Origin of the sequence: Aeromonas sp. sif2433 (assembly GCF_019218705.1) — a bacterium.
In the GTDB taxonomy this organism is placed as follows: Bacteria; Pseudomonadota; Gammaproteobacteria; order Enterobacterales; family Aeromonadaceae; genus Aeromonas; species Aeromonas encheleia.
The window spans coordinates 102457-128371 of sequence record NZ_JAHUXD010000010.1; the positions used below are offsets into that span (position 1 = coordinate 102457).

Here is a 25915-nt window from a genome sequence, read left to right on the forward strand (position 1 = left end):
TACCCGCCACAGTGGCACTCCCCCTCCCCCTGCCCCGGGCTCTCCCGCCCGGGAGGGGCAACCGGCTGGCCACTTTGCCGCCCCCTTCCCATTGGTTTACAATCGACTGGTTTTTTGGAACCGGGTTGGCCTGCGCCGACCAGGCCCCACCACGACATCAGTCTGTTAATGCCAAGACATTAAGCTGCTGAAAAGGAAGAGAATTAGCCAATGGCTCAATTTATTTACACCATGAACAGGGTCGGCAAGGTCGTGCCGCCCAAGCGTCATATTCTCAAGAACATCTCCCTCTCCTTCTTCCCGGGCGCCAAGATTGGCGTATTGGGCCTGAATGGGTCTGGAAAATCAACACTGCTGCGCATCATGGCGGGGATCGACACCGAGATCGAGGGGGAAGCCCGTCCGCAACCCGGCATCAAGATCGGCTACCTGCCCCAGGAGCCCAAGCTGGATCCGGAGCAGACCGTCCGCGAAGCGGTCGAAGAGGCGGTCGGCGACGTCAAACGCGCCATGGCTCGCCTGGACGAGGTCTATGCGGCCTACGCCGACCCGGATGCCGACTTCGACAAGCTGGCCCGTGAACAGGGCGAGCTGGAGGCCATCATCGCCGCCCAGGGCGGTCACAACATGGAAAACCAGCTGGAGCGTGCGGCCGATGCCCTGCGCCTGCCGGCCTGGGACGCCAAGATCCAGCACCTCTCCGGTGGTGAGCGCCGCCGCGTGGCCCTGTGCCGCCTGCTGCTGGAGAAGCCGGACATGCTGCTGCTGGATGAGCCGACCAACCACCTGGATGCGGAATCCGTAGCCTGGCTGGAGCGCTTCCTGCACGACTACGAGGGCACTGTGGTGGCCATCACCCACGACCGCTACTTCCTCGACAACGTGGCGGGCTGGATCCTGGAGCTGGACCGCGGCGAGGGCATCCCCTGGGAAGGCAACTACTCCTCCTGGCTGGAGCAGAAAGATGCGCGTCTGGCGCAGGAAGCCAGCTCAGAGGCGGCTCGTCGCAAGTCCATCGAGAAAGAGCTGGAGTGGGTGCGTCAGAACCCGAAGGGTCGTCAGGCCAAATCCAAGGCCCGTATGGCTCGCTTCGAGGAGCTCAATACCAACGACTACCAGAAGCGCAACGAGACCAACGAGCTGTTCATTCCGCCAGGACCCCGCCTCGGCGACAAGGTGGTGGACGTGGCGAACCTGTGCAAGTCCTACGGTGATCGGCAGCTGATCGACGATCTCTCCTTCTCCATTCCGAAGGGAGCCATCGTCGGCATCATAGGACCGAACGGGGCCGGTAAGTCCACCCTGTTCCGCATGATGTCGGGTCAGGAGCAGCCGGACTCCGGCGCCATCACCCTGGGCGATACCGTGGTGCTGGCCTCGGTGGATCAGTTCCGCGACAGCATGGACGACAAGAAGACGGTGTTCCAAGAAGTGGCCGACGGTCAGGATATCCTGCGCATCGGCAGCTACGAGTTCCCGAGCCGCGCCTATATCGGCCGCTTCAACTTCAAGGGCGCCGATCAACAGAAGCGGGTCGGCGAGCTGTCCGGTGGCGAGCGTGGCCGTCTGCACCTGGCCAAGCTGCTGCAGACCGGCGGCAACGTGCTGCTGCTGGATGAACCGACCAACGATCTGGACATCGAGACCCTGCGCGCCCTGGAGAACGCCCTGCTGGAGTTCCCGGGCTGTGCCATGGTCATCTCCCACGATCGCTGGTTCCTCGACCGTATCGCCACCCACATCCTGGACTACCAGGACGAGGGCAAGATCGCCTTCTTCGAAGGCAACTTCACCGAATACGAAGAGTGGAAGAAGAAGACCTATGGTGCCGACGCGGTGCAACCACACCGAGCCAAGTACAAACGCATCACCAAGTAAGTGAGCCTTGTGATGGAGCGAGGTGGCCCAACCGCACCGCTCCAGCTATACAAGTGCATCAGAACGCGTGACAAGGGGAGCCCAGGCTCCCCTTTTTGCTGCCTTTTGCTTACAATCTCCCCGCGTCCCCCTACCGATGCCAACCGATGACCCAGACCAGCCCTACCGCGAAGAGACTCACCATCCAGATCCGGATCGAACCCGGCTGCCTCGGGCCGGATGGCAAGGTACACATAGATACCTTCTGCACCGCCGCCGGCCGGGTCTTCGCCGCCCTCGAGCCCGAGCGGCTGAGCTGGGTGCTGCTGCCGCGCCATGACAAGCAGTTGCCCGAGCAGGAGTTCCTCTTCGAGGGGCGCAAGCTGAGCGAGGCGCAGGCCAGCCTGCTGCTGCAGCGCATGGGCCTGACCCTGGCCACTCTGCAGGAGCGCAGCGATGCCATGCTGGCCCAGCTGGTCGAGCGCTACTTCAAGACGCTCTGAACCTTCCCCCGATGGCAAACGGCCTCTATCGAGTTCCATTTTTTTCGCTCAAATGGCAAACGTTTGAATTTTTGCTCTATTCATTGATCCGTCTCGCAGATCCGGGGTTTGTAAACGGCGCCGCCTGTGTGAAAATGTGCGCGCTGTCACGGTATCAGGACGAGTCTGGTCACTCAGTCGCCAGAAACAGGGCCATTTACCCCGCATGGATGGGATTGGCCGTTCGCCTGCTGCTTATTTCACGTCACCCATTGGAATCCAACATGAATCAACAACACCAAGCTGCCAGCCAGGCCGCCGGGCAAGGATTGCTTGAGCGCCTGTTTGCCCTGCGAGGCCATGGCACCACGGCCCGCACCGAGGTCATCGCCGGCATCACCACCTTCCTGACCATGGTCTACATCGTATTCGTCAACCCGCAGATCCTCTCCAACGCGGGCATGGATACCCAGGCGGTGTTCGTCACCACCTGCCTCATCGCCGGCATAGGCAGCATTCTGATGGGCCTGTTGGCCAACCTGCCCATCGCCCTGGCTCCCGCCATGGGCCTCAACGCCTTCTTCGCCTTCGTGGTGGTGGCTGGCATGGGCTACTCCTGGCAGGTCGGTATGGGCACCATCTTCTGGGGGGCGCTGGGTCTGCTGATCCTCACCCTGCTGCGGGTGCGCTACTGGCTGATCGCCAACATTCCGCTCACCCTGCGGGTCGGCATCACCGCCGGCATCGGCCTGCTCATCGCCCTGCTCGGTCTGCACAACGCCGGCATAGTGGTGGCGAGCCCGGCCACCATGGTGACGGTGGGCAACCTCACCTCCCTGCCCTGCCTGCTGGGCTTTCTCGGCTTCTTCCTGATCTGCATCTTCTCCGCCCGCGGCGTGCACTCCGCCGTGCTGATCGCCATCGTGGTCACCACCACCCTGGGCTGGCTGTTTGGCGACGTGACCTTCAAGGGCTTCGTCTCCATGCCGCCGAGCATCACCCCGGTGTTTGGTCAGCTGGATCTGATGGGCTCGCTGGACATCAGTCTCGCGGGGATCATCTTCTCCTTCATGCTGGTCAACCTGTTCGACTCCTCCGGCACACTGATCGGGGTCACTACCCGCGCCAAGCTGGCCGATGAGCAGGGTCGCTTCCCGCGCATGAAGCAGGCGCTGGTGGTCGACAGCATCAGCTCTGTGGGTGGCGCCTTCATGGGCACCTCCTCGGTGACCGCCTATATCGAGAGCAGCTCGGGCGTCGCCGTCGGTGGTCGCACCGGCCTGACCGCCATCGTCGTAGGCGTGCTGTTCCTGCTGGCGATCTTCTTCTCCCCCATCGCCGCCATGGTGCCGGCCTATGCCGCGGCTGGCGCCCTCATCTACGTGGGCGTGCTGATGTGCTCCGAGCTGACCAAGGTGAAGTGGGAAGACCTGACCGAGGCGGTGCCGGCCTTCATGACCGCTGTCATGATGCCGTTCAGCTTCTCCATCACCGAGGGGATCGCCGTGGGCTTCATCTCCTACTGCGTGATGAAGGCGGGTACCGGTCGCTGGCGCGAGATCAACCCCTGCGTGCTGGTGGTCGCCTTGCTGTTCGTGCTGAAGTTCGTCTGGATCGACGCCCACTAAGCGCCGATGACGCAAACAAAAATGCCAGTCTCTCGACTGGCATTTTTTATGGCTGACGGGCAATGACTCAGAGGGTCAGCGGATGCCGCGCTCCTCGCGGATCCACTCCCAGGCCTGCTGGATCTCCTGGGTCTTCTCCTTCGCCATCTCCATCATCTCCGGCGGCAGCCCCTTGGCGGCCAGCTTGTCCGGGTGGTGCTTGCTCATCTCCTTGCGATAGGCGCGCTTGATGTCCTGATCGCTGTCGCTCTCGCTCACCCCCAGCAGCTGATAAGAATCCTTGAGACGATCCGCCGAGGGGGCCTCCTGCCGGTATTGCTGCTGCCCGCCGCCCTGCTGCTGGCGGTGGAAGAAGTTCATCTGTGCCTCGGCCATGGCCAGGATGCGCCCCAGCTCGATGCGGCTGAAGCCGAGCTCATCGGCGATGGTCTGCAGTATGGCACGCTCATCGGCCTCGACCCTGCCATCGGCGAAAGCGGCCTGCAGCTGCACCTCCAGGAAGAAGCGCAATATGTCGCGCTGGCCGAGGCTGGCGCGGCGAAACTCGGCCAGCGTCTCCCGCAACGGGAAGCCGCTCTCCTTGCCCTGACGGAACGACTCCTGCGCCCGCACCCGCTGCTCGCCGGAGAGCCGCATCCTGTCCATCAGATTGGACGCGACCCGGATCTCATGCTCGGTGACCTGGCCGCTCGCCTTGGCGATGTGGCCCATGACGGCGAAAGTGGCGTGAAAGAACACCGCCTGCTGTTGCTGGCTGGGTGCACGCCGAAACGCCCCCTGGATGCCCATGCCCCGATCGAAGCGATGACCGAGCCAGAGGCCGAGCAGGGCGCCGAAGATGTTGCCGAGCAGAAAACCGAAGAAGGCGCCCAGCACCTTACCCCAAATACGCATGGTTCAAGACCTCATGATGTTAATGAGTGCGTCCTTGCACTTGCAGTTGTTCATCCAGCTCGCGCAACCGATCGACGGTACCGATATCCCGCCATTCACCGGCCAGCAAGGCACCGCCAACGCGGCCTTGCGCCATCCAGTCGCGCAGCAGGGGCGCCAGTTTGCGCGCCCCTGTTGCCAGTCCGGCAAAGGCGGCGGGCCGATAGAGCCCGACGCCGCTGAAGGTCAGCGCCGGTGTATCCAGCACCCGGCCGGCTTGCAGGGAGAAATCGCCCTGAGGATGTTGCGTTGGATTAGGTACCAGCCAGAGGTGAGCCAGATCCTCCCCCAGCGGTTGGTTGACCAGGGTGCGATAATCCAGGTCGAGCCAGGTATCGCCATTGATCACCAGAAACGGCTCGGCGCCGAGCCGCGCCAATGCCTGCACTATGCCGCCGGCGGTCTCCAGCGCACTCTCTTCCGCCGACCACTGGATGCTCACCCCGAATCGGCTGCCGTCCCCCAGCGCCTCGACCAGCTTGTGGCCGAGCCAGGCGTGGTTGATGACCAGTTCGGTCACCCCGGCCGCCTTGAGCCTCTCGATATGGTGCACGATGAGCGGCTTGCCCCCCACCGCCAGCAGCGGCTTGGGTAGCACATCAGTCAGCGGGCGCATCCGCTCGCCACGGCCCGCGGCCAGGATCATCGCCTTCATGGCTGCTCCCCGGCGGCTCGTGCTTCTGCCACTTGGGCCAGGCCCGGCAGCACTATCTGCCGCAACCAGGCGCCGAAGCGGGCCAGCACCGGATAGTCGGCGCCGTGCAGCTCGCACACCTCCACCACATAGCCCAGAGTACGGGGGATATCCTTGAGGTAACCTGACTTGCCATCGCGATGATAGAGCCGGGTGAAGATGCCCGCCGCCTTCAGGTGGCGCTGCATGCCGGTGAGATCGGCATGGCGACGGAAGCTGGCATAATCGAGCCCGCCGAGCAGCCGGGCCTGACTCAGAACGTCGTAACCCTGGCGCATGCCCTGCTCGATCACTTCATCGGGCCAGCGCACGTAGCAATCCTTCAGCAGCGAGACGAGATCATAGCTAAGAGGACCTATGACCATGTCCTGAAAATCGATGATGGCGAGGGTGCTGTCAGCCGGGGTCGGCTCGCCGCAGACCATCAGGTTGCGGCTGTGGAAGTCCCGGTGCATCACCCCCTGGGGCTGGGCCAGGTTGTTGGCGGTGAGGCAGGCGAAGGTATCGTCAAGCAGCTGTTGCTCGTCCCCGTTCAGGGCAAGCTGCAGGTGCTGACCGAGCAACCACTCGGGGAAGATGGCATCTTCACGGGCCATGAAGGCAGTATCAAACGGCTCAAGCGCCAGCTCGACTGCGCAGAGCCGGGGTAGCAGCGCTATGGCCTTGCCGTACCAGGCCTGCACGCTGTGCGCGTCAAGGCAGCCGATGAGCTGGGTATCGCCAAGGTCCGTCACCGCCAGCAGGCCCTGTTCATAGTCTACCGCCCTGACCTCGGGGGCCAGCAACCCCATGGCGTGCAGGGCGGCGGCATTGCGGACAAATTCATGATTTTTTTCGGTTTTCGGATTAGCATCCACCCACACCAGACCACCGCCACGGAAGTAACGGCGAAAACTGGCGTCACCGGAGATCAGGGTCAATTGAAGGTTGGCATCACCGGATATCCGGCGCGCCCATTGCAGTAACAGGGAATTGCGATCATGCATGAGTCGGGGACCAAATTGGAAAGCAGCACTTGGCTGTTAGCCCTGGCCGCAATAATGCTTTATCATTGCCGGCTAACATAAAGCAATGACATGCAATGTCAACTCGATGGATCCTGACATAAAATGCATGCCCTGAATCAACCGTTTTTACCACGGATTGCGCGAGCCTTTCACATGACAAAATGGACACTGGGATCTTCTTATCCCATCGCCCTGAGCATCAGCCTTGTTCCTGCCCTGAGTCCGATCATGGTGCAGGCTGCGCCACTCAACGCGCCACCGGCCACCGGGATCCTGAACAGCCTCTGCTATGACTATGTCCCCAAGATCGAGAAACCTAAGGCGGATCAGGATGCCAACGCCCTGCCGGTCGAGGTGGATGCCGATCGCCTGGAGGCCAAGCAAGGTGGCACCGCTGTCTATGAAGGTGACGTCAAGGTCCGTCAGGGCGTGCGCAAATTCGACTCCGACTATGCCCAGCTGGATCAGAAGAGCCGGGATGTGATCGCCATCGGCAGCATCTATTACAACGACGGCCAAATCACCGTCACCAGCGACAAGACCCTCAAATCCAACCTGGATACCAAAGATTCCGAACTGGAAGAGGGCAAGTACCAGGTCCACGGCTCACCGGTGCGCGGCTTCGCCGACAAGGTGACCATGACCAACAACAACCAGAACATCACCCTGGAAGGGGCCCAGTACACCACCTGCCCACCGGGCCAGGAGGCCTGGACCCTGAAGGCGGGCAGCATCGATATCGATCAGACCGAGGTGTTCGGGGAGGCCTATAACGCAACCCTCTGGCTCTACGACTATCCGGTCTTCTACACCCCTTACATCAATTTTCCGATCAAGGATGAGCGCAAGACCGGTCTGCTTTACCCCTATTACAAGCAGAGTTCCGACAATGGCATGGAGATCACCCAGCCCTTCTACTGGAACATAGCCCCCAACTACGACGCTACCATCACCCCCCGTTTCATGGACAGACGGGGCCTGATGAACCAGGTCGAGTTCCGCTACATGCCGGATCCGGCCCATGTCGGCAGTTTCTATTTCGAAAACCTGGACAACGACAAACAGTACGACGAGACGGCCAGCCTGCATGACAACCTGTCCGATGGGCATCGCTACCTGATCAATGCCCGCCACACCTCCATGTTCATCGACAATGCCCTGCGGGTATCAGTGGACTACACCAAGGTGCGGGACAATGACTACAACTACTTCAACGACTTCGATCCCAGCGTGGGTACTCAGGTCGACAACCAGTTGCAGCAATCCTTGACGGCCGGTTACTTCCAGCAGAACTGGAACCTCAAAACTGAGGTTAGAACCTATCAGATCCTGCTGGCGGGGGCTCAACAGCCTCATTCCATGTTGCCGCGCATCGACCACAACTATTACCAGCAGGGCAACTGGTACGATCTGGCCTGGAACACCGAACTGACCAAGTTTGGCTATGACAACGACGAATCCACCATAGGTGAGGTCTACACAGGCACCCGTCTCTACACTGCGCCCACCCTGACGGTGCCGCTCATCAATGCTGCCGGTTACTATCTGGATAGCCAGTACAAGCTGATGTATACCCACTACAATCAGGAAGTACCGGATGCCAGCAAACTCACCGCCTACTACCGTAACCGCGGCTTGACCGAACTCGATGAGCAGGTCACCCGGGTACTACCCTCGGTTCGTCTCAAGGGCGGCCTCACCTTCGATCGCCAGCAAGATTGGTTTGGCGAGAGCGCCAGCCAGACCCTGGAGCCGGAGTTCCAATACCTCTATGTGCCCTACAAGGATCAGGACAACATAGGTATTTACGACTCCACCACCATGCGCCAGGACTACTACAGTCTGTTCAGCGACCGTCGTTTCGCCGGTCTCGACCGCATCAGCGACTCCAACAGACTCTCAGTTGGTCTCACTACTCGTATCTACGATCCGGCCGGTGATGAACGAATTCGACTGGCCGTTGCCCAAGCATTCGACTTCGTGGCCCCCAAGGTCACTCTCTATCCCAGTGACGAAGCCAGTATCAATACCCGCTCCCCCCTGTCATTCGAAGGGGACGCCAAGATCAATGAGCAGTGGTTTGCCCATGCCGGGGCGCAATATGATATGGAACAAAACCGTATCAGCTCGGCCAACAGCGCGCTGGAGTACCGCCGCGAGAAGCTGATCAGCCAGCTGAGCCATCGCTTTATCCGCGATGCCAACTACGACCTGGACAGCAAGGGCCAAGAGATCACAGACCTCAACCAGATCGGCATGCTGTTGACCACTCCGCTCAACGCTCAGTGGCGCCTCTATGGCGGTTACTATTACGAGCTCGATCAAGGAGTCAAAGTGGATCGCAAGGTGGGCCTGAAATACGACTCCTGTTGCTGGAGCATCAACTTCAACATGGAGTGGGTCAACGATCCGGATAACGTCAATTACCAACCCAGCTCCGAGCGCAGCCTGGGTATTCAGTTTGAAATGAAAGGATTGGGTAGCGTGGGTACCGGCTCCAAGGGCACCTCCCTGGACACCGAAGCACTGCCTTACATTCGTCCGTTTAACCTGCGAGACCAATAACCGGTCTGGCAAACGCCTTGAGAGATGGATATGAAGAAGACGTTGATTTCCCTGCTGACGGCAGGCCTGTTTGGAGTCATGAGCCAGGGCGCCCTCGCCGCTCCCGAGCTGGTGGACAAGGTGCTTGCCGTGGTCAACAAGGACGTGGTGCTGGCCAGCCAGCAGGAAGCCCTGGTGCAGAAGGTGAAGGCTTCCGCTCAGGAGAGCGGCCAGTCCCTGCCCGATGACGCCACCCTGCGCAAGCAGGCGCTGGATCGACTGATTCAGGAGAGCCTGCAGCTGCAACTGGCGGATCGCCAGGGCCTCAAGATCAGCGATACCCAGCTGGAGCAGGCTATCCAGAGCATCGCCGCCGACAACAAGATGAATCTGGATCAGCTGCGTGCCCAGCTGGCCCGGGAAGGGATCTCCTATGCCCAGTACCGGGAAGAGGTGCGCCGCGAGATCCTGATGAACGAGGTGCGTCGCAGCCAGGTTCGCCGCCGTATCAACATCTCCGAGCAGGAGGTGAAGCAGGTGGTCGAGGCGCTGCACAAGCAGGGCCAGCAACAGACCGAGTTCCATGTCGGCCATATTCAGGTCTCCCTGCCGGACAACCCGAACGCCGAGCAGCTCAATGCCGCCAAGAGCAAGATTGAGCGCATCCTGGCCGCCCTGAAAGAGGGGGCCGACTTCCGCAAACTGGCCATCGCCGAGAGCAACGGTCCCAAGGCGCTGGAAGGGGGTGACTGGGGCTGGATGAGCCCGCAGGAGATGCCGACGCTGATGGCCGAGGCGGTACAGGGTGCCAGCAAGGGGGACATCGTCGGCCCGCTGCGCTCCGGTGCCGGCCTGCACATCATCAAGATCTTCGACACCAAGGGTCAGCAGCAGGTCATGATCTCCGAGGTGCGCGCCCGCCACATCCTGATCAAACCCTCCATCATCCTGAGTGAGGAGAAGGCCAAGAGCACCCTGGACGGCATACTGCACGACATCAAGAGCGGCAAGGCCAGCTTCGCCAGCATGGCAGAGAAATACTCCGAAGATCCGGGCTCTGCGGTGCAAGGCGGGGAACTCGGCTGGTCCGATCCCAACGTCTATGTGCCGGAGTTCCGCGACATGGTCAACCGCCTCCAGCCGGGTGAGCTGAGCGAACCTTTCCGTACCAGCCACGGCTGGCACATAGTGCAGCTGGAAGAGCGTCGCAGCCAGGACGCCACCGGCAAGGCCCAGGAGCAGCGCGCCTACCAACTCATCTTCAACCGCCGCTTCACCGAAGAGTCACAGGCCTGGCTGGATGAGCTGCGCGATGAGGCCTACATCCAGATCGAACCCAATTAATGGGCGATGAGCAGATGAACAGCCAGCATCCAGATCGAGTCCAAAAGCAGATGAGCTGTCGTCGTCTCGCCATCACGCCGGGTGAACCGGCGGGCATAGGTCCGGATCTGGTGCTGCAGATAGCCCAGCGGGATTGGCCCCATCAGCTGGTGGTGATCGCCGATCCCGCCCTGCTGCTGGCGCGGGCCGCCCTGCTGGGGCTGCCCATAGTGCTGGAACCCTATGATGCCAGCGCCCCTGCCCACCCGCAGCGGGCCGGCACCCTGACCCTCTGCCCAGTCGAACTCGGCGCCCCCGTGGTGCCGGGTGAGCTGGATGAGGACAACGGCGCCTATGTGCTGGCCACCCTGCAACGGGCCTGTGACGGCAACCTGAGCGGCGAGTTTGCCGCCGTGGTGACCGGCCCGGTGCACAAGGGGATCATCAACCAGGCCGGCGTCTCGTTCAGCGGCCACACCGAATTCTTCGCCCAGCAGTCAGGCACCGCCGATGTGGTGATGCTGCTGGCGACAGAGGGGCTGCGGGTGGCGCTGGCGACCACCCATATCCCGCTAGCCTATGTGGCCGGGGCCATCACCGAGGACCGCCTCGGCAAGGTGATCCGCATCCTGGATGCGGATCTCAGGACCAAGTTTGGCATTCAGCAGCCCCGCATTTACGTCTGTGGCCTCAATCCCCATGCCGGGGAAGGGGGCCATCTCGGTCGGGAAGAGATCGAGGTGATCGAACCCGCCCTGGCCGGCTTGCGCCAGGAGGGGATCGATCTGGTCGGCCCGCTGCCGGCCGATACCCTGTTCCAGGACAAATACCTCAAGGATGCGGATGCGGTACTCGCCATGTACCACGACCAGGGGCTGCCCGTGCTCAAATACAAGGGCTTCGGCAGTTCGGTCAATATCACCCTTGGACTCCCATTCATCCGCACTTCGGTGGATCACGGCACCGCGCTGGATCTGGCAGGCAAAGGCCTGGCGGACTCGGGGAGCCTGATCACCGCGATTAACCACGCCATTCAGATGGTAGAGAAAAAAAGCTATGAGCAGTAAGGTGCAGAGCAACAAGGTGCACATGGGCCACACGGCCCGTAAGCGTTTCGGTCAGAACTTCTTGCACGACCGTTATGTGATCGATCAGATAGTGGCCGCCATCAACCCGCAACCGGGTCAGAACCTGGTGGAGATCGGGCCGGGTCTGGCCGCGCTGACCGAGCCGGTCGCATCCCAGATGGACAAGATGACGGTGGTCGAACTGGACCGGGATCTCGCCGCACGCCTGCGCGAGCACCCCACCCTCAAAGACAAATTGACGGTGATCGAGGCCGATGCCATGCGCTTCGACTTCGGCACCCTGATGGGAGAAGGCAAGGGGCCGCTGCGCATCTTCGGCAACCTGCCCTACAACATCTCCACCCCGCTGATCTTCCACCTGTGCGAGTTCGCCGACCGGGTAGCAGACATGCACTTCATGCTGCAAAAAGAAGTGGTATTGCGGATGTGCGCAGGCCCGGGCAGCAAGGCCTATGGCCGCCTGAGCGTCATGGTCCAGTACTACTGCCAGGTGATCCCGGTGCTGGAAGTGGGCCCCGGTGCCTTCAAGCCAGCCCCCAAGGTGGATTCGGCCGTGGTGCGACTGGTGCCGCACCAGAACCCGACCATAGTCGCGAAGGATCTGCGCTGCCTGAGCCGCGTCTGTACCGAGGGCTTCGGCCAGCGCCGCAAGACCATTCGCAACAGCTTCTCCAACTTCATCACCGACGCTCAGCTGACCGAGCTTGGCATCGATGGCAGCCTGCGCCCGGAGAATCTCTCCCTCGCGCAGTTTGTCATGATCGCCAACTGGCTGGCCGACCAGCAGCAGGCCTGATCCCATGCCATCGTCCCGGATAGTGATCCGTCCGCACCCCAGCTATGTGGCCGGCACCCAGGATCCCTACCATTTTCTCTATCTCATCGAGATAGAGAATCTGGGGCCGGGTACGGTGCAGCTGCTGCATCGGCGCTGGCTCATCACCGACGCCAATGGCAAGATGCTGGAAGTGGAAGGCCCCGGGGTCGTGGGCGAGCAGCCCTTCATCGCCCCCGGTGAGACCTTCAGCTATCAGAGTGGCGTTCCCCTCGCCACTCCGCTCGGCGTGATGGAGGGTAGCTATACCCTGCAAGACGAGTCGGGGCAGCAGTTCGAGGCCCCCATCGCCCCCTTCACGCTGGCCGTTCCCCACATAATTAACTGAGGTTTCATGGCGAACTGTTTCGTCGGTGATGTCCAGGGCTGTTACGACGATCTGCGCCGTCTGCTGGATCTTGCCGAATTCGACTCCGACAAGGACATGCTCTGGCTGTGCGGCGATCTGGTCGCCCGTGGTCCGGACTCCCTCAACACCCTGCGTTTCGTCAAGTCGCTGGGGCAGCGTGCCGTCACCGTGCTCGGCAACCATGACCTGCACCTGCTGGCGGTCGCCAACGGGGTCGCGCCGCTCAAGAAGAAAGACAAGCTGCAGGCCCTGATGGAGGCGCCGGACAGGGACGATCTGTTGGAGTGGTTGCGCCAGCGCCCCCTGCTGGCGGAACACCCGGAGCTGCCCATCATGATGGTGCACGCCGGCCTCTCCCCCGCCTGGGACGCCCGCACCGCCCGCAACTGTGCCCGTGAGGTGGAGAGCCTGCTGCGCGGCGATCAATACCAGTGGCTGCTGCACAACATGTACGGCGATCAACCGGACAGCTGGCAGGATGATCTGGTGGGGATAGAGCGTTACCGCTACATCATCAACAGCTTCACCCGCATGCGCTTCTGCTACTTTGACGGCCGGCTCGAGTTCAAGTGCAAGAAGGGGCCCACGGAGTCCACTCCAGGCCTGCGCCCCTGGTTCGAGCAGCGCGAGCACCATGTGGATGACCCCATACTGGTGTTCGGCCACTGGGCGGCACTGATGGGCGCGACCGGCAAGGCCGACATCAAGGCCCTGGATACCGGCTGCGTGTGGGGCAATAGCCTCACCCTGTGGCGCTACGAGGACGATGCCCTGATAGCGACCCCCTGCCCGACCCATGCCAGCTGAGCGGCGGTATCGATAATGCGACGGGCCCGGCATATTGCCGGGCCCGTTTTTTATGTGGTGCCTGTCAGATCATAGCTTGCGGCCCAGCCGTTTCTCGACCTGACGCCGCTCCCACTCCGGTCCGAACAGCTTGAACGGCTGGAACAGGTTGATGGCATGGGACATCAGGCCCAACCCCCAGCCCAGCATGGGCCACCAGGCCCAGATGTAATCCGGGTTGCTCAGGTAGTTGATGACGAAGAGCCCGCCGATCACCAGCACATAGCTGATGAGGTGGCCGTAGAAGCCTTTGAGCCCCTCGACGAACTTCATCGCCTCCCGCTCATCCCTGGCGACATGTACGCTCCCCTGACTGTCGATCTCATTTCCTTTCATCTCGCTCTCCTGCAGTTGAGTCACATCGAGCTCAAAGACGGAGGCCAGGGCCTTGAGGGATTCCAGTCCGGGTGGTTGCCCCTGTTCGATCCGCTGTATGGTGCGCACACTCAGACCAGACAGGGTAGCCAACTGCTCCTGGGACCAGCCTCGCTGCAATCTCAATTTCCTGACTATCATCATCGGCTCCTCGTGGTTATGGACAGGGCCAGCATAGGGCCGAGCGGATGAAGGCAACACGACAAAGGCCTGACATCAACATGACTTTCCTTAAATATCAATACATTAACAGCAAAACATCATCAGAAGCCTGATCGGTAGGGCGGCATCCAAACCTGCTGCTGCCGTCCCGGCAGGGCTAAGGGACAGCTCGCTGCCGATGATGCACCGAGCAGCCAGGACTCACAGGCTTTGCATCAGCTCGGCCGCAATCTCGAACGAGCGCAGCCGCGCCTCATGATCGACGATGGGGCCGTTGAACATCAGCTCGTCAGCCCCGGTCTCGGCCAGCAGCGCCTGCAAGCCATGGCGGACTCTGTCTCGATCTCCCACCAGGGAGCGGGCCAGGGTCTGCTCCATCGCCATCAGCTCCCGCGCCGACCACTCCTCCCCCAGCTCCTGCACCGGCAGCGGCAACTTGCCCGCATCCCCCCGATAGAGCCGCAGGAACTGCTGCTGCACAGTAGTAAACAGGAAGCGGGCCTCCCGCTCTGTGTCGGCCGCCACCATGTTGATGCACACCACGGCATAGGGCTTGGGCCAGCGGGCTGAAGGCTGATACTGACTGCGGTAGAGCGCCAGCGCCTGCAGCAGCAAGCCGGGTGCGAAGTGGGAGGCGAAACCGAACGGCAACCCCATGGCCGCCGCCAGCTGGGCGCTGTAGAGACTGGAGCCCAGCAGCCAGATGGGTACCTCCAGCCCCTGCCCGGGTACGGCCTGCACCGCGCCCGGCTGATCGCCGAAATAGCGCATCAGCTCGCGCACATCGGCGGGAAAGTCATCCACCTCGCCGCTGCGTTGGCGACGCAGTGCCTGCATGGTGCGCTGATCGGTGCCGGGCGCTCGCCCCAGCCCCAGATCGATCCGATCCGGATAGAGCGAGGCCAGGGTGCCAAACTGCTCGGCGATCACCAGGGGCGAGTGATTCGGCAGCATGATGCCGCCGGAACCCAGCCGCAGGGTGCTGGTGCCGCCAGCCAGATGACCTATCAGCACCGAGGTGGCGGCACTGGCGATGCCCGGCATGTTGTGATGTTCCGCCAACCAGTAGCGGTGATAGCCCCACCGCTCGGCGTGTTGGGCCAGATCCAGCGAGCGGCGAAACGACTCGGCCGGTACAGACCCTTCGGGGACGGGCACCAGATCGAGGACGGAATAGGGGATGGCGGACATGGGACACTCCATTGCTTCACAATTCAATAACCTGGGGGGCAATGTAGCATGAGATACCTGAATGGCACACTCGATACCCCATCATCCAGGGTGCCTCTGTGGCCACTAGGCCAGACCAATAAAGCCCCATAAGAAACTTTGTTGTGGCGTGCTAATAATCCCGGCCGGATAATTGTGCTTTTTGTCGCCCTATGAGCACACTGAGAGGGAATCATCACGGCGATCGCCCGTGGGACAAGGATGCGTCCATGACAAAAGCTAGCCTCAGCCGTAGACCCTTTTACGTACACATCGCCACGCTCTTCATTCTGCTGTTCTCCGTGCTGGGGGGCGCCCTCATCCTGCTGCAGTTTCAACAGGGCATGCAGCAGGGACTGGAACACGAGCGCCAGAGCTTCCTGCAGTATCGGGAACAGCTGGCTCTGGCTCTCAAGCTGAACCAGCGCCCGGCCCGCATGTCATTGAGCCTGCTGCGCAGCGGCCAGCTGGCCGCGATGACCAGCCTGGACGCTCGCCTCAGCTACCTGCCCCAACTGGCCGAGGTGCTGGCCAACAGCGCCAGCTATGGCGCCATCTATGCCGGTTACGATAACGGTGACTTCTTCCTGGTGCGCAAGCTGACCAACAGAGCCAAGGCGCTACTGGACAGCCCTCCCCCCGCCAGCCACCTGCTGGTGCAGAGCCTGAGTCAGGACCAGGGAGAGTTCCTCTATTTCGACAAGCGGCTGCATCTGCTCGAGCGCCGGCCCATGCCGGACTACAGGTTCGATCCCCGCAGCCGTGACTGGTACAAGGAGGCGCGCTGGCGCACGGGTATCATAGTGACCCATCCCTATCTGTTCTTCACCACCAAGGAGCCGGGCATGACGCTGGCGGTGGAGAGCGACGATCGCCGGGCGGTACTCGGGCTGGATGCCGGCGTGGAGGGGCTCTCCGCCCTCATCGGCGAGCTGCCCCTGCCCAGCCACTGCCAGCTGGTGCTGTTCGACGAATTAGGCACCCTGCTGGCGACCGATCCCAAGCGGCTGCCCAGCTTCGAGCAACTGAGTCGGTTGCCCACGCTGTCGGTGCTCGAGCACCCCATCCTGACCCAGCTGCAACAACGGATAGTCACCCAGCCCACCCTGCTGCACGGGCCGACCGAGCTGACTCTGACCGCAGAGGATCGCAGTGACTGGCTGGTCAATCTCTCTCCTCTGGACGAAGGCTCCCCCTTCTACATCGCCCTGCTGATGCCGGCAGACATTCTCACCCAACAGGCCCGTCACGAAGCGCTGGTCAACCTTGCCTGGGCCCTGGCCGGCCTGCTGTTACTGCTGCCCGTCATCTGGCTGGTGGCGCGGCGTACCGCGGCCCCCTTGCTGGCGCTGACCCGGGAGGCGGAGCGGATCCAGCACTTCGACTTTGGCGAGAGTGAGGGGCCCGACTCGGCGATCCGCGAGATCGACGATCTGGCCCGCACCATGTCCGGCATGCGGCTGACCCTCGGCAATTTCATGAACATGGGGCGGGCGCTGGCGGCCGAGCGCCGCTTCGATTCCCTGCTCAATCGCATCTTGCACGAGACGGTCGCGGCCGCGCAGGCGGAAGGGGGCTGTCTCTACCTGGCGCAGGACAAGCACATGACGGCGGTACAGGCCATCTGGCGGCAGCAACCCCTGGCCTGCGAGCAGGTGCACTGGCAGGAGGAGCTGCTCGGCGGCCTCTATCACACCGAGCGCCTCAGCCTGCCGCTCGATGAAGACCACTGGCAGCAATATCTGGCCGACTGGGGCCCCTTTCCGGGCCCCCGCCAGCTGCTGGCTGAGCCGCTGTACAACCATCGCCAGGAGCTGATCGGCTGTCTGCTGCTGATCCTGCCGAACTGCTCGTCACAGGAGCTGGCGTCGCGCATCAGTCTGATCGAGGCGCTGGCGGGCATGTCCGCCTCCGCCATCGAGAACCAGCGCCTGCTGGAGGAGCAGAAACAGCTGCTGGAGGCCTTCATCGAGCTGATCGCGGGGGCCATCGATGCCAAGAGCCCCTATACCGGTGGCCACTGCCAGCGCGTCCCCGAGCTGACCCGCATGCTGACCGAGGCGGCCTGCGCCCAGCAGCAGGGCCCCTTCAGCGACTTCAGGCTCAGCGAAGAGGAGTGGGAAGCCATCCATATCGCGAGCTGGCTGCACGACTGTGGCAAGGTCACCACGCCGGAGTTCGTGGTCGACAAGGCCACCAAGCTGGAGACCATCTACGATCGGATCCACGAGATCCGCACCCGCTTCGAGGTGCTCAAGCGCGATGCCTATATCGAGGCGCTGGCGGCCCGCCTGCCGGAGCAGGAGAGGATGGCGAGCCGAGAGGCGGTGGCACCGCTCTGGTCGATCCTGGATCAGGAGTTTGCCTTCGTCGCCGAGTGCAACCTGGGGGGGGAATGGATGGCACCGGAGAAGCTGGCGCGGCTCGATGCCATCGCCAGCCGCAGTTGGCTGCGCACCCTGGATGACAGGCTCGGCATCAGCCGGGAGGAGCTCAGGCGATATGAGAACGAACCGGCCCCGCCGCTGCCCTGCCGCGAGCTTCTGCTGGCCGACAAACCCACCCACCTCATCCCTCGCCCCACCCAGGACAATATTGCGGCGCACAACCCCTGGGGATTCAAGGTCAAGGTCCCCACCTATCTCTACAACCGGGGGGAGCGCTACAACCTCGCCATCGGTCGCGGCACCCTCACCGAGGAGGAGCGCTACAAGATCAACGATCACATCATCCAGACCATCCGCATGCTGGAGCGGCTCCCCTTCCCTCATCATCTGCGCAAGGTACCGGAGATCGCCGGTGGTCATCATGAGCGGATGGATGGCAAGGGCTATCCCCGTCAGCTTCATGGGGCACAGATGAGCATCCCCGCCCGCATCATGGCCATCGCCGACATCTTCGAGGCACTGACCGCCAGCGATCGCCCCTATAAGTCGGGCAAGACGGTGTCCCAGTCGTTGGCCATCATGCGGCACATGGCACAGGATCAACACATAGATCCCGCCCTGTTTACCCTGTTCGTCGACAGCGGCATCTGGCGGGACTACGCCGAGCGTTTCCTGGCACCGGAACAGCTGGATGAGGTCAATAGCCAGAGCCTGCTGGTGGAGCCGGCCTAATCAGCGCCCATAAAAAACGGCCAACCTAGGTTGACCGTTTTATCGCGTAAGCGGGGGCTTAGAACAGCAGATGCGCTACCCCGGCGATCACCGGCAGGGTGACCAGGGTGCGCAGCAGGAAGATGACGAACAACTCCCACAGCTTGACCGGGATCTTGCTGCCCAGCAGCAGGGCGCCCACTTCCGACATATAGATGAGCTGGGTGACCGACATGGCGGCGATCACGAAGCGGGTGATGTCGCTCTCTATGGTCGAGGCCAGCACCGCCGGGATAAACATGTCGGCAAAGCCCACCATGATGGTCTTGGAGGCCGCCTCGGCCTCCGGCAGTTGCAGCAGCTCCAGCAAGGGGACGAAGGGGGCCCCCAGCCAGTTGAAGACCGGGGTATGCTCGGCCAGCATCAGGGCACAGGTCCCGATCGCCATCACCACCGGCAGTACGCCAAACACCATGTCCAGCGCATTCTTCACCCCTTCCCGCGCCACGGCGCCGAGATCCGTCATGCTGTCGGCCTTGGTCAGCGCGCGCTGATAGCCATAACTCAGCACGCTGTGCTGCTGGGGAATCGCCTCCTGCTTGCGGCACAGAGGAGTGCCATCGCTATAGACATCCTTCTTCCAGGAGAGCGGGGGCAGACGCGGCACCACGACGGCGGCCACCACGCCAGCCAGGCAGACGGTCAGGTAGAAGGGCACGAACATGTGCTCCAGCTTCACCTGGGAGATCACCACCAGACAGAAGGTGATGGAGACCGCGGAGAAGGTGGTGCCGATGACGGCGGCTTCACGCTGGGTGTAGAACTTGCCTTCATACTGCTTGCTGGTCAGCAGGATGCCGACGCTGCCGTCCCCCAGCCAGGAGGCGAAGCAATCCACCGCAGAGCGCCCCGGCAGGCGGAACACCGGGCGCATGATGCGGGTCATCATGGTGCCGACAAACTCCAGCAGGCCGAAGTCCAACAGCAGCGGCAACAGCAGGCCGGCGAAGATGAACACCGAGAACAGCACCGGCAGCAGATCGTGCAGCACCAGGCCACCGGTCGCCCCGGAGCGCAGCACCTCGGGACCGGCCTCGAAGAAGGTCAGCAGCACGAAGACGCCGCCCAGCACCCGTACGCAGGCCCAGAAGGGGGAGACGTTGAACAGGCTGTTGAGGAAGGGGCGCCTCACCAGGATCGCCGGCTTGAACAGCCAGGTGACCAGGGTCATCAGCATGGTGGTGGTAATGATGCCACTGACCATGGCCACCAGATGATCGGCGAACACCGTCTGCACCAGCTTCGCCAGCACGGCGACGGGGATGGTGACATTGCCGTCATAGATGACGGGGGTCATAAACAGCAGGATCCCGATGAGTGACGGGACCAGGAACATCAGCACGTTGCGGCGGGTATGGATCGCCGGTGCCTGCAGGGTCTTTTCCAACATGATCTACAGCCTTAATGTTACTTTTCCTTCAGCCAGGCCGCCTGCATATTCATGCCCTCGCCCGGCAAACGGGCGCAAGAATAACCCAAAAAAATGCACAAACAAGCTTTAAATGAATTATTTCAAGCATAAGTATTTTATCAGGCAAACCGTCCATAAGAACAACCCGAAACAGACATGCATATCAATTCAATTCAATTGGTTAGCATATTGTTTCATACAGGTTAAGTTCAGGTGCGCAGTATAATCAGTTGCGGTTGGCAGGCAATAAGTGGCATGAGAAATATATCTATAGAGTGATCCGGTCGATCCTCCCATAAAAAAACCGGCGCCTGTTGCCAGGCACCGGTTTCTCAGCGAAGCAGATGAAGATCAGTCGCGGACGTAGATGACTTCGACGCCGTCGTCGTCTTCATCGTCCAGATCGTCATCGTCTTCCAGACCATCATCAAAGGCCATAGAGGCTGCCAGGGCGTCCGCCTCGGCCTGAGCCAGCTGGTTCTTGTGGTAGTCGTCCCACTTGAACTCGACCTTCTCGATGGCGGCCTTGGCGTCGGCTTCCAGCTGACGGGGCATGGTATCCAGCAGATCCAGGATGTCGTAGCACACCTTCTTGGTGCCTTCCTTGCTGATGGCGGTGATCTGGTAGACAGGACCTTCGTAGGCCAGCGCGGTCTTGACCCGCTCCATCACCTCAACCGCATCTTCTTCCAGGATCAGATCCATCTTGTTGAACACCAGCCAGCGCGGCTTGGCCGCGAGTTCCGGGCTGTATTTCTCCAGCTCGCGGACTATGGTGACGGCGTTCTCGGCAGGATCCGAGTCATCGACCGGGCAGATATCCACCAGGTGGAGCAGCACACGGCAGCGTTCCAGGTGCTTCAGGAAGCGAATACCCAGACCGGCACCCTCGGCGGCGCCCTCGATCAGACCCGGAATATCGGCGATCACGAAGGAGCGGGAGTTCTCACCACGCACTACACCCAGGTTGGGTACCAGAGTGGTGAAGGGGTAATCGGCCACTTTTGGACGGGCGGCAGACACGGCGCGGATGAAGGTAGACTTGCCCGCGTTGGGCAGACCCAGCATGCCGACGTCGGCCAGCAGCAGCAGCTCCAGCTTCAGGGTGCGCACTTCACCCGGCGTACCGCTGCTCTTCTGATAGGGCGTACGGTTGACCGAGCTCTTGAAACGGGTGTTGCCGAGACCGTGGAAACCGCCCTTGGCGACCAGCAGCTTCTGGCCGTGACTGGTCAGATCCCCCAGCAGTTCACCGGTATCTTCATCACTGGCACGGGTACCGACCGGTACCTTCAGGACCCTGTCCTTGCCGCGACGACCGGTACAGTTGGAACCTCGACCGTTCTCACCGCGCTCGGCGGCGTGGAAACGCTCGAAACGGTAGTCGATCAGGGTATTCAGGTTTTCGTCGGCAACCAGATAGACGTCACCGCCGTCACCACCGTCACCGCCATCCGGCCCACCGTTGGGAATGTACAATTCCCGACGAAAGCTCACACAACCGTTACCACCGTCACCGGCATCGACTCGAATCTGGACTTCATCAACAAACTTCATAGGTAACCGTCACCCTTAATTCGAAAAACCGATACGCAATTATAGTGGTACAGACCCCTGGGGGCGAGACGCATCTAGGCGATAAGGCCTGTCAACGCCGGCTCATCAGCGTGCCGTTTTTTCGTCAAACTCTTCAGAAAAACAAAAGCCCCGCCTGTTGGCGGGGCTTCGGATCCTTGCGGTCCGTAATTACTCAGCAACGATGCTAACGTACTTACGATTCAGCGGACCTTTAACTTCGAACAGGATCTTGCCAGTCGCTTTCGCGAACAGGGTGTGATCGGTGCCCAGACCAACGTTGGTGCCAGGGTGGAACTTGGTGCCACGCTGACGAACGATGATGCTGCCTGCCAGTACAGTTTCGCCACCGAAGCGCTTCACGCCGAGGCGTTTGGCTTCTGAGTCGCGACCGTTACGGGATGAACCGCCAGCTTTTTTATGTGCCATTTTTCAGATTCCTCTCGAATTAAGCGCTGATGCCAGTGATTTTGACTTCAGTGAACCACTGACGGTGGCCCGCTTGCTTGCGATGGTGCTTACGACGACGGAACTTGACGATAGTCACTTTCTCGCCACGGCCGTGAGCCACAACTTCAGCAATAACCTTGCCACCTTCAACGAAAGGAGCACCTACTTTAAAAGTGTCGCCTGCAGCAACCATCAGAACTTCGTTGAAGTCGATGGTAGCGCCAGTCTCAACGTTCAGCTTTTCCAGACGAACGATTTGACCTTCGGCCACACGGTGTTGTTTTCCGCCGCTTTGGAATACCGCGTACATTTGATTAACTCCGTAAAGGCGTGTCTTTTGCTCAAGGCCAGACACGCGCAAAAACCTATAACAATGGGCCGGCATTCTACGCAAATCGATTTGCTCAGGCAAGGCCAATTTCGCAAAAAGTTTATTTTGTGCGCATATCTGCCGCCGTGAATAAACGCTTAACTGTAACCCATTGTGAAATCGTGTAGAATCCCCGCCATTGCTAAAAACGCAGTAATTGCTGCCGTCACGTTACGAGACTTATGGACCAACAGACTATCCGTGCGCTCTGTGCCGCCGACATGACGGCGGTCAATGAACTGATCTTGGCGAGGCTTCAGTCCGATGTCAGCCTGATCAACCAGCTGGGTTTCTACATTGTCAGTGCAGGCGGGAAACGGATGCGCCCCATGCTGACGGTGATGGCCGCTCGCGCACTGGGGTACCAAGGTCAGGATCATCTCAAGCTCGCTGCCATCATCGAATTCATTCACACCTCTACCCTGCTGCACGACGACGTGGTCGATGAATCCGACCTGCGCCGCGGTCGGGAGACCGCCAACGCGCTGTTTGGCAATGCCGCCAGCGTGCTGGTCGGCGACTACCTCTACAGCCGCTCCTTCCAGATGATGAGCGAGCTCTCCAACCTGAGGGTGATGGAGATCCTGTCGGATGCCACCAACACCATCGCCGAGGGGGAAGTGTTGCAGCTGATGAACTGCAACGATCCGGACACCACGGAACAGAGCTACATGACGGTCATCTACTGCAAGACCGCCAAGCTGTTCGAGGCGGCCACCCGTCTCGCCGCGGTGCTGACCCATCAGCCCGAGCCCGTCGAGCAGGCCATGACCGACTACGGCAAGTACCTGGGCACCGCCTTCCAGATCATCGATGACGTCATGGACTACTGCTCCCAGAGCGACGAGATGGGCAAGAACGTCGGCGATGACTTGGCCGAGGGCAAACCGACCCTGCCGCTGCTGCGCGCCATGGCGGTGGGCTCGCCCGAGGAGCGCCAACTCATCCGCGATGCCATCGAGCACCGCAATGGCATGGATCACCTTGACCGGATCCTGGCCATCCTGGACAGCACCGGCGCCCTCGAATACTCCCGCCAGCGCGCCCGGGAAGAGGCCGACAAGGCCATAGCCGCGCTTGCCATCCTGCCGGATTCAGAGCACAAGCAGGCGCTGGCCACCCTGGCCCAGATGGCGGTGCAGCGCAGCGCCTGAGTCAGCATTCAACAGCGAATGAAAAAAGAGGCCCATTGGCCTCTTTTTTATGCGCTGCGCTGCGCTGCGCCGCAGCCTCCGTTTCTACGGCTCAATGCGCCAGCGCCCAGAGGATCACGCCCCCCGCCACCACCAGGCAGCCACCGATGCGGCGCAGTTGCTCCGGCGGCTGATCGCCGAGCAGGCGCAGCATCTGCTGCCAGGCCCTCGGCATCAGCAAGGGGCCCAGCCCTTCAAACAACAGCAGCAGCCCCAATCCCATCAGCATGGATGTCAGCATCCTCTCTCCTTGCACAAAAAAAGCCACCCGCTCGGCAGGTGGCTTGGCGCCATAATGCAAAAGGGCCTGAATGCTCAGGCCCTCTGGTCTTACTCTTTGGTGCCGTGAGGCGACTTGAGGTAGCGGAAGAACTCGCTGTCCGGCTTCAGGACCATCAGGTCGTTGCCACCGGCGAAGCTCTTGCGATAGGCCTCCATGCTACGCACGAAGCTGAAAAACTCGGGGTCTTTCTTGTAGCTGTCGGCATAGATCTTGGCGGCCTCGGCATCCCCTTCACCACGCAGCTGACGCGCGTTACGCTCGGCGTCTGCGATCATGACGGTCACCTTGCGGTCGATGTCGGCACGCAGGATCTCGGCCTGCTCGCGGCCCTGGGAGCGATGCTCACGGGCAACGGCGGTCCGCTCGGCACGCATCCGCTGATAGATGGAGCTGGAGACTTCCACCGGCAGGTTGATCTGCTTGATCCGCACATCCACCACCTTGATACCGAGCTCGGAGGAGCGCGCCATCTTCATCAGGGCATCTTCCATCACGGTACTGCGCTCACCGGAGACGATGTCCTTGATGGTGCGGTTACCGATCTCGGAACGCAGACCGTTGTTGATCTTGCGCTTGAGCAGGTCTTCGGCCTGGATCTTGTTGCCACCACCTGTTGCCAGATAGTACTTGGAGAAGTCCTCGATCTTCCACTTCACGTAGGAGTCGATGATGAGGTCTTTCTTCTCCGAGGTGACGAAGCGATCCGCCTGACCTTCCAGAGTCTGGATGCGAGCATCCATCTTGCGAACCTGGTCAATCACCGGCACCTTGAAGTGCAGGCCCGGCTCGAAGAGGCGGGGCTCACCAGAGTCAACCCGCTTCACCTTGCCAAACTGCACGACTATCCCTTTCTGCCCTTCATCGACGATGAAGACGGAAGAGAAGCAGACCATGGCGGCCACAGCGATGACACCAATAGCTATTTTTTTCATCTATTAGTTTCTCCCTGTGCTGAAACGGTCACCGCCACGCAGCGGCGTCGGAGTGGAGTTAGCCCCTTCGTTGGACGGCTGGGCCGGCTCCACCGCAGGTGTGCCCGCCGGACGTGCCGGTTGCACGGCATTCGCCTTGCCAGACAGCTTGTCGAGCGGCAGGTAGATCATGCTGTTGTTGCCAGCAGGCATGTCGACCAGCACCTTGTTGGCTTGCTGATAGAGCTCTTCCATGGTTTCCAGGTAGATACGCTCGCGAGTCAGCTCGGGGGCAGACTGATACTGGGGCAGCAGCTCGTTGAAGCGAGCGACCTCACCCTTGGCCTTCAGCACGATCTGGGACTTGTAGCCTTCGGCTTCCTGTTCCAGACGCTTGACCGAGCCGCGGGCCTTTGGCTCCACTTCACGGGCATAGGCTTCCGCTTCACGAATGAAGCGCTGCTCATCTTCCTGGGCGGAGATGGCGTCATCGAAGGCGTCCTTCACTTCTTCTGGCGGACGAGCCGGCAGGAAGTTGACGTCGACGATCTGCAGACCCATCTGGTAGGGCTCGATGATGCCATCGATCACCTGCCAGGTCTCCTGACGGACTTTTTCCCGACCCGTGGTCAGGACGTCATCCATCTTGGTGTGACCCACCACGTAGCGCAGGGCGCTGTCGGTGGCCTGGCTCAGACTCTCGTCGGCATTGGTGACGCTGAACAGATACTGCTCCGGATCGACCACGCGATACTGCACGTCCATCTCGACCCGGACCACGTTCTCGTCCTGGGTCAACATGAAGCCGGAGGCCGGCAGGGAGCGTACAGACTCGACGTCCACCGGGATCACCCGATCGATGAAGGTCGGCTTCCAGCGCAGGCCGGGATCCACGTTATGGGAATACTCCCCAAAGCGCAGTACCACCCCGCGTTCGGCTTCACGGATGGTGTAGAAGCCGCTGACGACCCACACCACCACGGCCACAACCAGTGCGATGGAGAGGCCAAACTTGCCTACATCACCACCACCCGATTTGCCACCACCGAACAGGCCACCGAACCGACGGCTCACCTTACGCAGCATTTCATCCAGATCAGGGGGTCCCTGATTCTTGCCGTTATTCCCCCAAGGGTCACGGTCTTTGCCGTTGTTTCCAGGCTCATTCCAAGCCATCAGCGTCTCCATTAATACATGCGGATGGATATCATCTCTACCGGGCCATCGATCGT

The 25915-nt window shown here is 61.2% G+C and carries 23 protein-coding genes; 11 read left to right on the plus strand and 12 right to left on the minus strand.

The features are described 5' to 3' along the window. The first annotated feature begins 210 nt into the window (after window positions 1–210). The 3 genes from ettA (at window position 211) to KW825_RS15860 (ending at window position 3967) form a co-directional block, all read left to right on the plus strand. A complete protein-coding gene (gene ettA, locus KW825_RS15850) occupies window positions 211–1878 on the plus strand; it encodes an energy-dependent translational throttle protein EttA (RefSeq protein ID WP_042654228.1) in 1668 nt (555 codons plus the stop codon). Between the two features lie 146 nt (window positions 1879–2024). Beyond that, window positions 2025–2360 carry a hypothetical protein gene (locus KW825_RS15855; RefSeq protein ID WP_218329748.1) on the plus strand — a complete coding sequence of 112 codons (336 nt, stop codon included), beginning with the start codon at window positions 2025–2027 and terminating at the stop codon, window positions 2358–2360. A gap of 263 nt (window positions 2361–2623) precedes the next feature. After that, on the plus strand, window positions 2624–3967 hold the full coding sequence (locus tag KW825_RS15860; protein ID WP_218329749.1) for an NCS2 family permease: 1344 nt from the start codon (window positions 2624–2626) through the stop codon (window positions 3965–3967). 75 nt (window positions 3968–4042) lie between these two features. Here the strand turns inward: KW825_RS15860 and djlA are convergent, their stop codons facing one another. From djlA to KW825_RS15875, 3 genes are read right to left on the minus strand one after another with little or no spacing between them, the layout of a single operon-like run. After that, window positions 4043–4861, minus strand: a complete 819-nt coding sequence (gene djlA / locus KW825_RS15865; protein WP_218329750.1) for a co-chaperone DjlA — start codon at window positions 4859–4861, stop codon at window positions 4043–4045. 19 nt (window positions 4862–4880) lie between these two features. Continuing rightward, a complete protein-coding gene (murU, locus tag KW825_RS15870) occupies window positions 4881–5555 on the minus strand; it encodes an N-acetylmuramate alpha-1-phosphate uridylyltransferase MurU (RefSeq protein WP_218329751.1) in 675 nt (224 codons plus the stop codon). Further along, window positions 5552–6580 carry an aminoglycoside phosphotransferase family protein gene (locus KW825_RS15875; protein WP_218329752.1) on the minus strand — a complete coding sequence of 343 codons (1029 nt, stop codon included), beginning with the start codon at window positions 6578–6580 and terminating at the stop codon, window positions 5552–5554. Before KW825_RS15875 ends, murU begins: the two co-directional genes overlap by 4 nt. Window positions 6581–6754: 174 nt before the next feature. Between KW825_RS15875 and lptD the strand changes: the two genes are divergently transcribed. Genes lptD through KW825_RS15905 form a run of 6 tightly spaced genes read left to right on the plus strand, consistent with a single transcriptional unit; the run spans window position 6755 to window position 13547 of the window. Then, window positions 6755–9166, plus strand: a complete 2412-nt coding sequence (lptD, locus tag KW825_RS15880; protein WP_218329753.1) for an LPS assembly protein LptD — start codon at window positions 6755–6757, stop codon at window positions 9164–9166. 30 nt (window positions 9167–9196) lie between these two features. After that, window positions 9197–10489, plus strand: coding sequence for a peptidylprolyl isomerase SurA (surA, locus tag KW825_RS15885; RefSeq protein ID WP_042654235.1), 1293 nt, complete (start codon window positions 9197–9199; stop codon window positions 10487–10489). A gap of 50 nt (window positions 10490–10539) precedes the next feature. Beyond that, a complete protein-coding gene (gene pdxA / locus KW825_RS15890) occupies window positions 10540–11535 on the plus strand; it encodes a 4-hydroxythreonine-4-phosphate dehydrogenase PdxA (RefSeq protein ID WP_042654326.1) in 996 nt (331 codons plus the stop codon). Then, window positions 11525–12352, plus strand: coding sequence for a 16S rRNA (adenine(1518)-N(6)/adenine(1519)-N(6))-dimethyltransferase RsmA (rsmA, locus tag KW825_RS15895; RefSeq protein WP_042654236.1), 828 nt, complete (start codon window positions 11525–11527; stop codon window positions 12350–12352). The genes pdxA and rsmA overlap by 11 nt, the downstream gene beginning before the upstream one ends. A gap of 4 nt (window positions 12353–12356) precedes the next feature. Continuing rightward, window positions 12357–12719 carry a Co2+/Mg2+ efflux protein ApaG gene (gene apaG, locus KW825_RS15900; RefSeq protein WP_218291746.1) on the plus strand — a complete coding sequence of 121 codons (363 nt, stop codon included), beginning with the start codon at window positions 12357–12359 and terminating at the stop codon, window positions 12717–12719. A gap of 6 nt (window positions 12720–12725) precedes the next feature. Further along, the gene (locus KW825_RS15905) at window positions 12726–13547 is read left to right on the plus strand and encodes a symmetrical bis(5'-nucleosyl)-tetraphosphatase (RefSeq protein ID WP_218329754.1); all 822 of its coding nucleotides are present in this window, start codon (window positions 12726–12728) and stop codon (window positions 13545–13547) included. Between the two features lie 69 nt (window positions 13548–13616). On the opposite strand, the gene KW825_RS15910 is transcribed toward KW825_RS15905, so the two are convergent. Together KW825_RS15910 and KW825_RS15915 are read right to left on the minus strand one after the other, a co-directional pair. Next, a complete protein-coding gene (locus KW825_RS15910) occupies window positions 13617–14102 on the minus strand; it encodes a 2TM domain-containing protein (RefSeq protein ID WP_042654239.1) in 486 nt (161 codons plus the stop codon). 222 nt (window positions 14103–14324) lie between these two features. Beyond that, window positions 14325–15314, minus strand: a complete 990-nt coding sequence (locus KW825_RS15915) for a luciferase-like monooxygenase (RefSeq protein ID WP_218329755.1) — start codon at window positions 15312–15314, stop codon at window positions 14325–14327. A 248-nt stretch (window positions 15315–15562) separates the two neighbouring features. Between KW825_RS15915 and KW825_RS15920 the strand changes: the two genes are divergently transcribed. Beyond that, on the plus strand, window positions 15563–18451 hold the full coding sequence (locus KW825_RS15920) for an HD domain-containing phosphohydrolase (RefSeq protein WP_371315819.1): 2889 nt from the start codon (window positions 15563–15565) through the stop codon (window positions 18449–18451). A gap of 58 nt (window positions 18452–18509) precedes the next feature. Here the strand turns inward: KW825_RS15920 and KW825_RS15925 are convergent, their stop codons facing one another. The 4 genes from KW825_RS15925 to rplU form a co-directional block, all read right to left on the minus strand. Then, window positions 18510–19880 (minus strand): YjiH family protein, encoded by a 1371-nt coding sequence (locus KW825_RS15925; RefSeq protein WP_042654242.1) that lies wholly within the window; start codon window positions 19878–19880, stop codon window positions 18510–18512. A gap of 372 nt (window positions 19881–20252) precedes the next feature. Continuing rightward, the gene (gene cgtA, locus KW825_RS15930; RefSeq protein WP_218291741.1) at window positions 20253–21458 is read right to left on the minus strand and encodes an Obg family GTPase CgtA; all 1206 of its coding nucleotides are present in this window, start codon (window positions 21456–21458) and stop codon (window positions 20253–20255) included. Window positions 21459–21647: 189 nt separating this feature from the next. Next, entirely contained in the window at window positions 21648–21905 is a 258-nt protein-coding gene (gene rpmA / locus KW825_RS15935; protein ID WP_042654244.1) for a 50S ribosomal protein L27, read from the minus strand. Window positions 21906–21924: 19 nt separating this feature from the next. Next, window positions 21925–22236, minus strand: coding sequence for a 50S ribosomal protein L21 (rplU, locus tag KW825_RS15940; RefSeq protein WP_033130528.1), 312 nt, complete (start codon window positions 22234–22236; stop codon window positions 21925–21927). Between the two features lie 242 nt (window positions 22237–22478). Here rplU and ispB point away from each other — a divergent pair, with 242 nt between their 5' ends. After that, window positions 22479–23450, plus strand: coding sequence for an octaprenyl diphosphate synthase (gene ispB / locus KW825_RS15945; protein WP_218329757.1), 972 nt, complete (start codon window positions 22479–22481; stop codon window positions 23448–23450). Window positions 23451–23541: 91 nt separating this feature from the next. On the opposite strand, the gene KW825_RS15950 is transcribed toward ispB, so the two are convergent. The 3 genes from KW825_RS15950 to hflK all read right to left on the minus strand — a co-directional run bounded on the left by KW825_RS15950 (window position 23542) and on the right by hflK (window position 25859). After that, window positions 23542–23730 carry a DUF2065 family protein gene (locus KW825_RS15950; protein ID WP_042654246.1) on the minus strand — a complete coding sequence of 63 codons (189 nt, stop codon included), beginning with the start codon at window positions 23728–23730 and terminating at the stop codon, window positions 23542–23544. 89 nt (window positions 23731–23819) lie between these two features. Continuing rightward, complete coding sequence (gene hflC, locus KW825_RS15955; RefSeq protein ID WP_042654247.1) at window positions 23820–24704, minus strand: protease modulator HflC; 885 nt, start codon at window positions 24702–24704, stop codon at window positions 23820–23822. Between the two features lie 3 nt (window positions 24705–24707). Beyond that, window positions 24708–25859, minus strand: a complete 1152-nt coding sequence (hflK, locus tag KW825_RS15960) for an FtsH protease activity modulator HflK (protein WP_042654328.1) — start codon at window positions 25857–25859, stop codon at window positions 24708–24710. Between the last annotated feature and the right edge of the window lie 56 nt (window positions 25860–25915).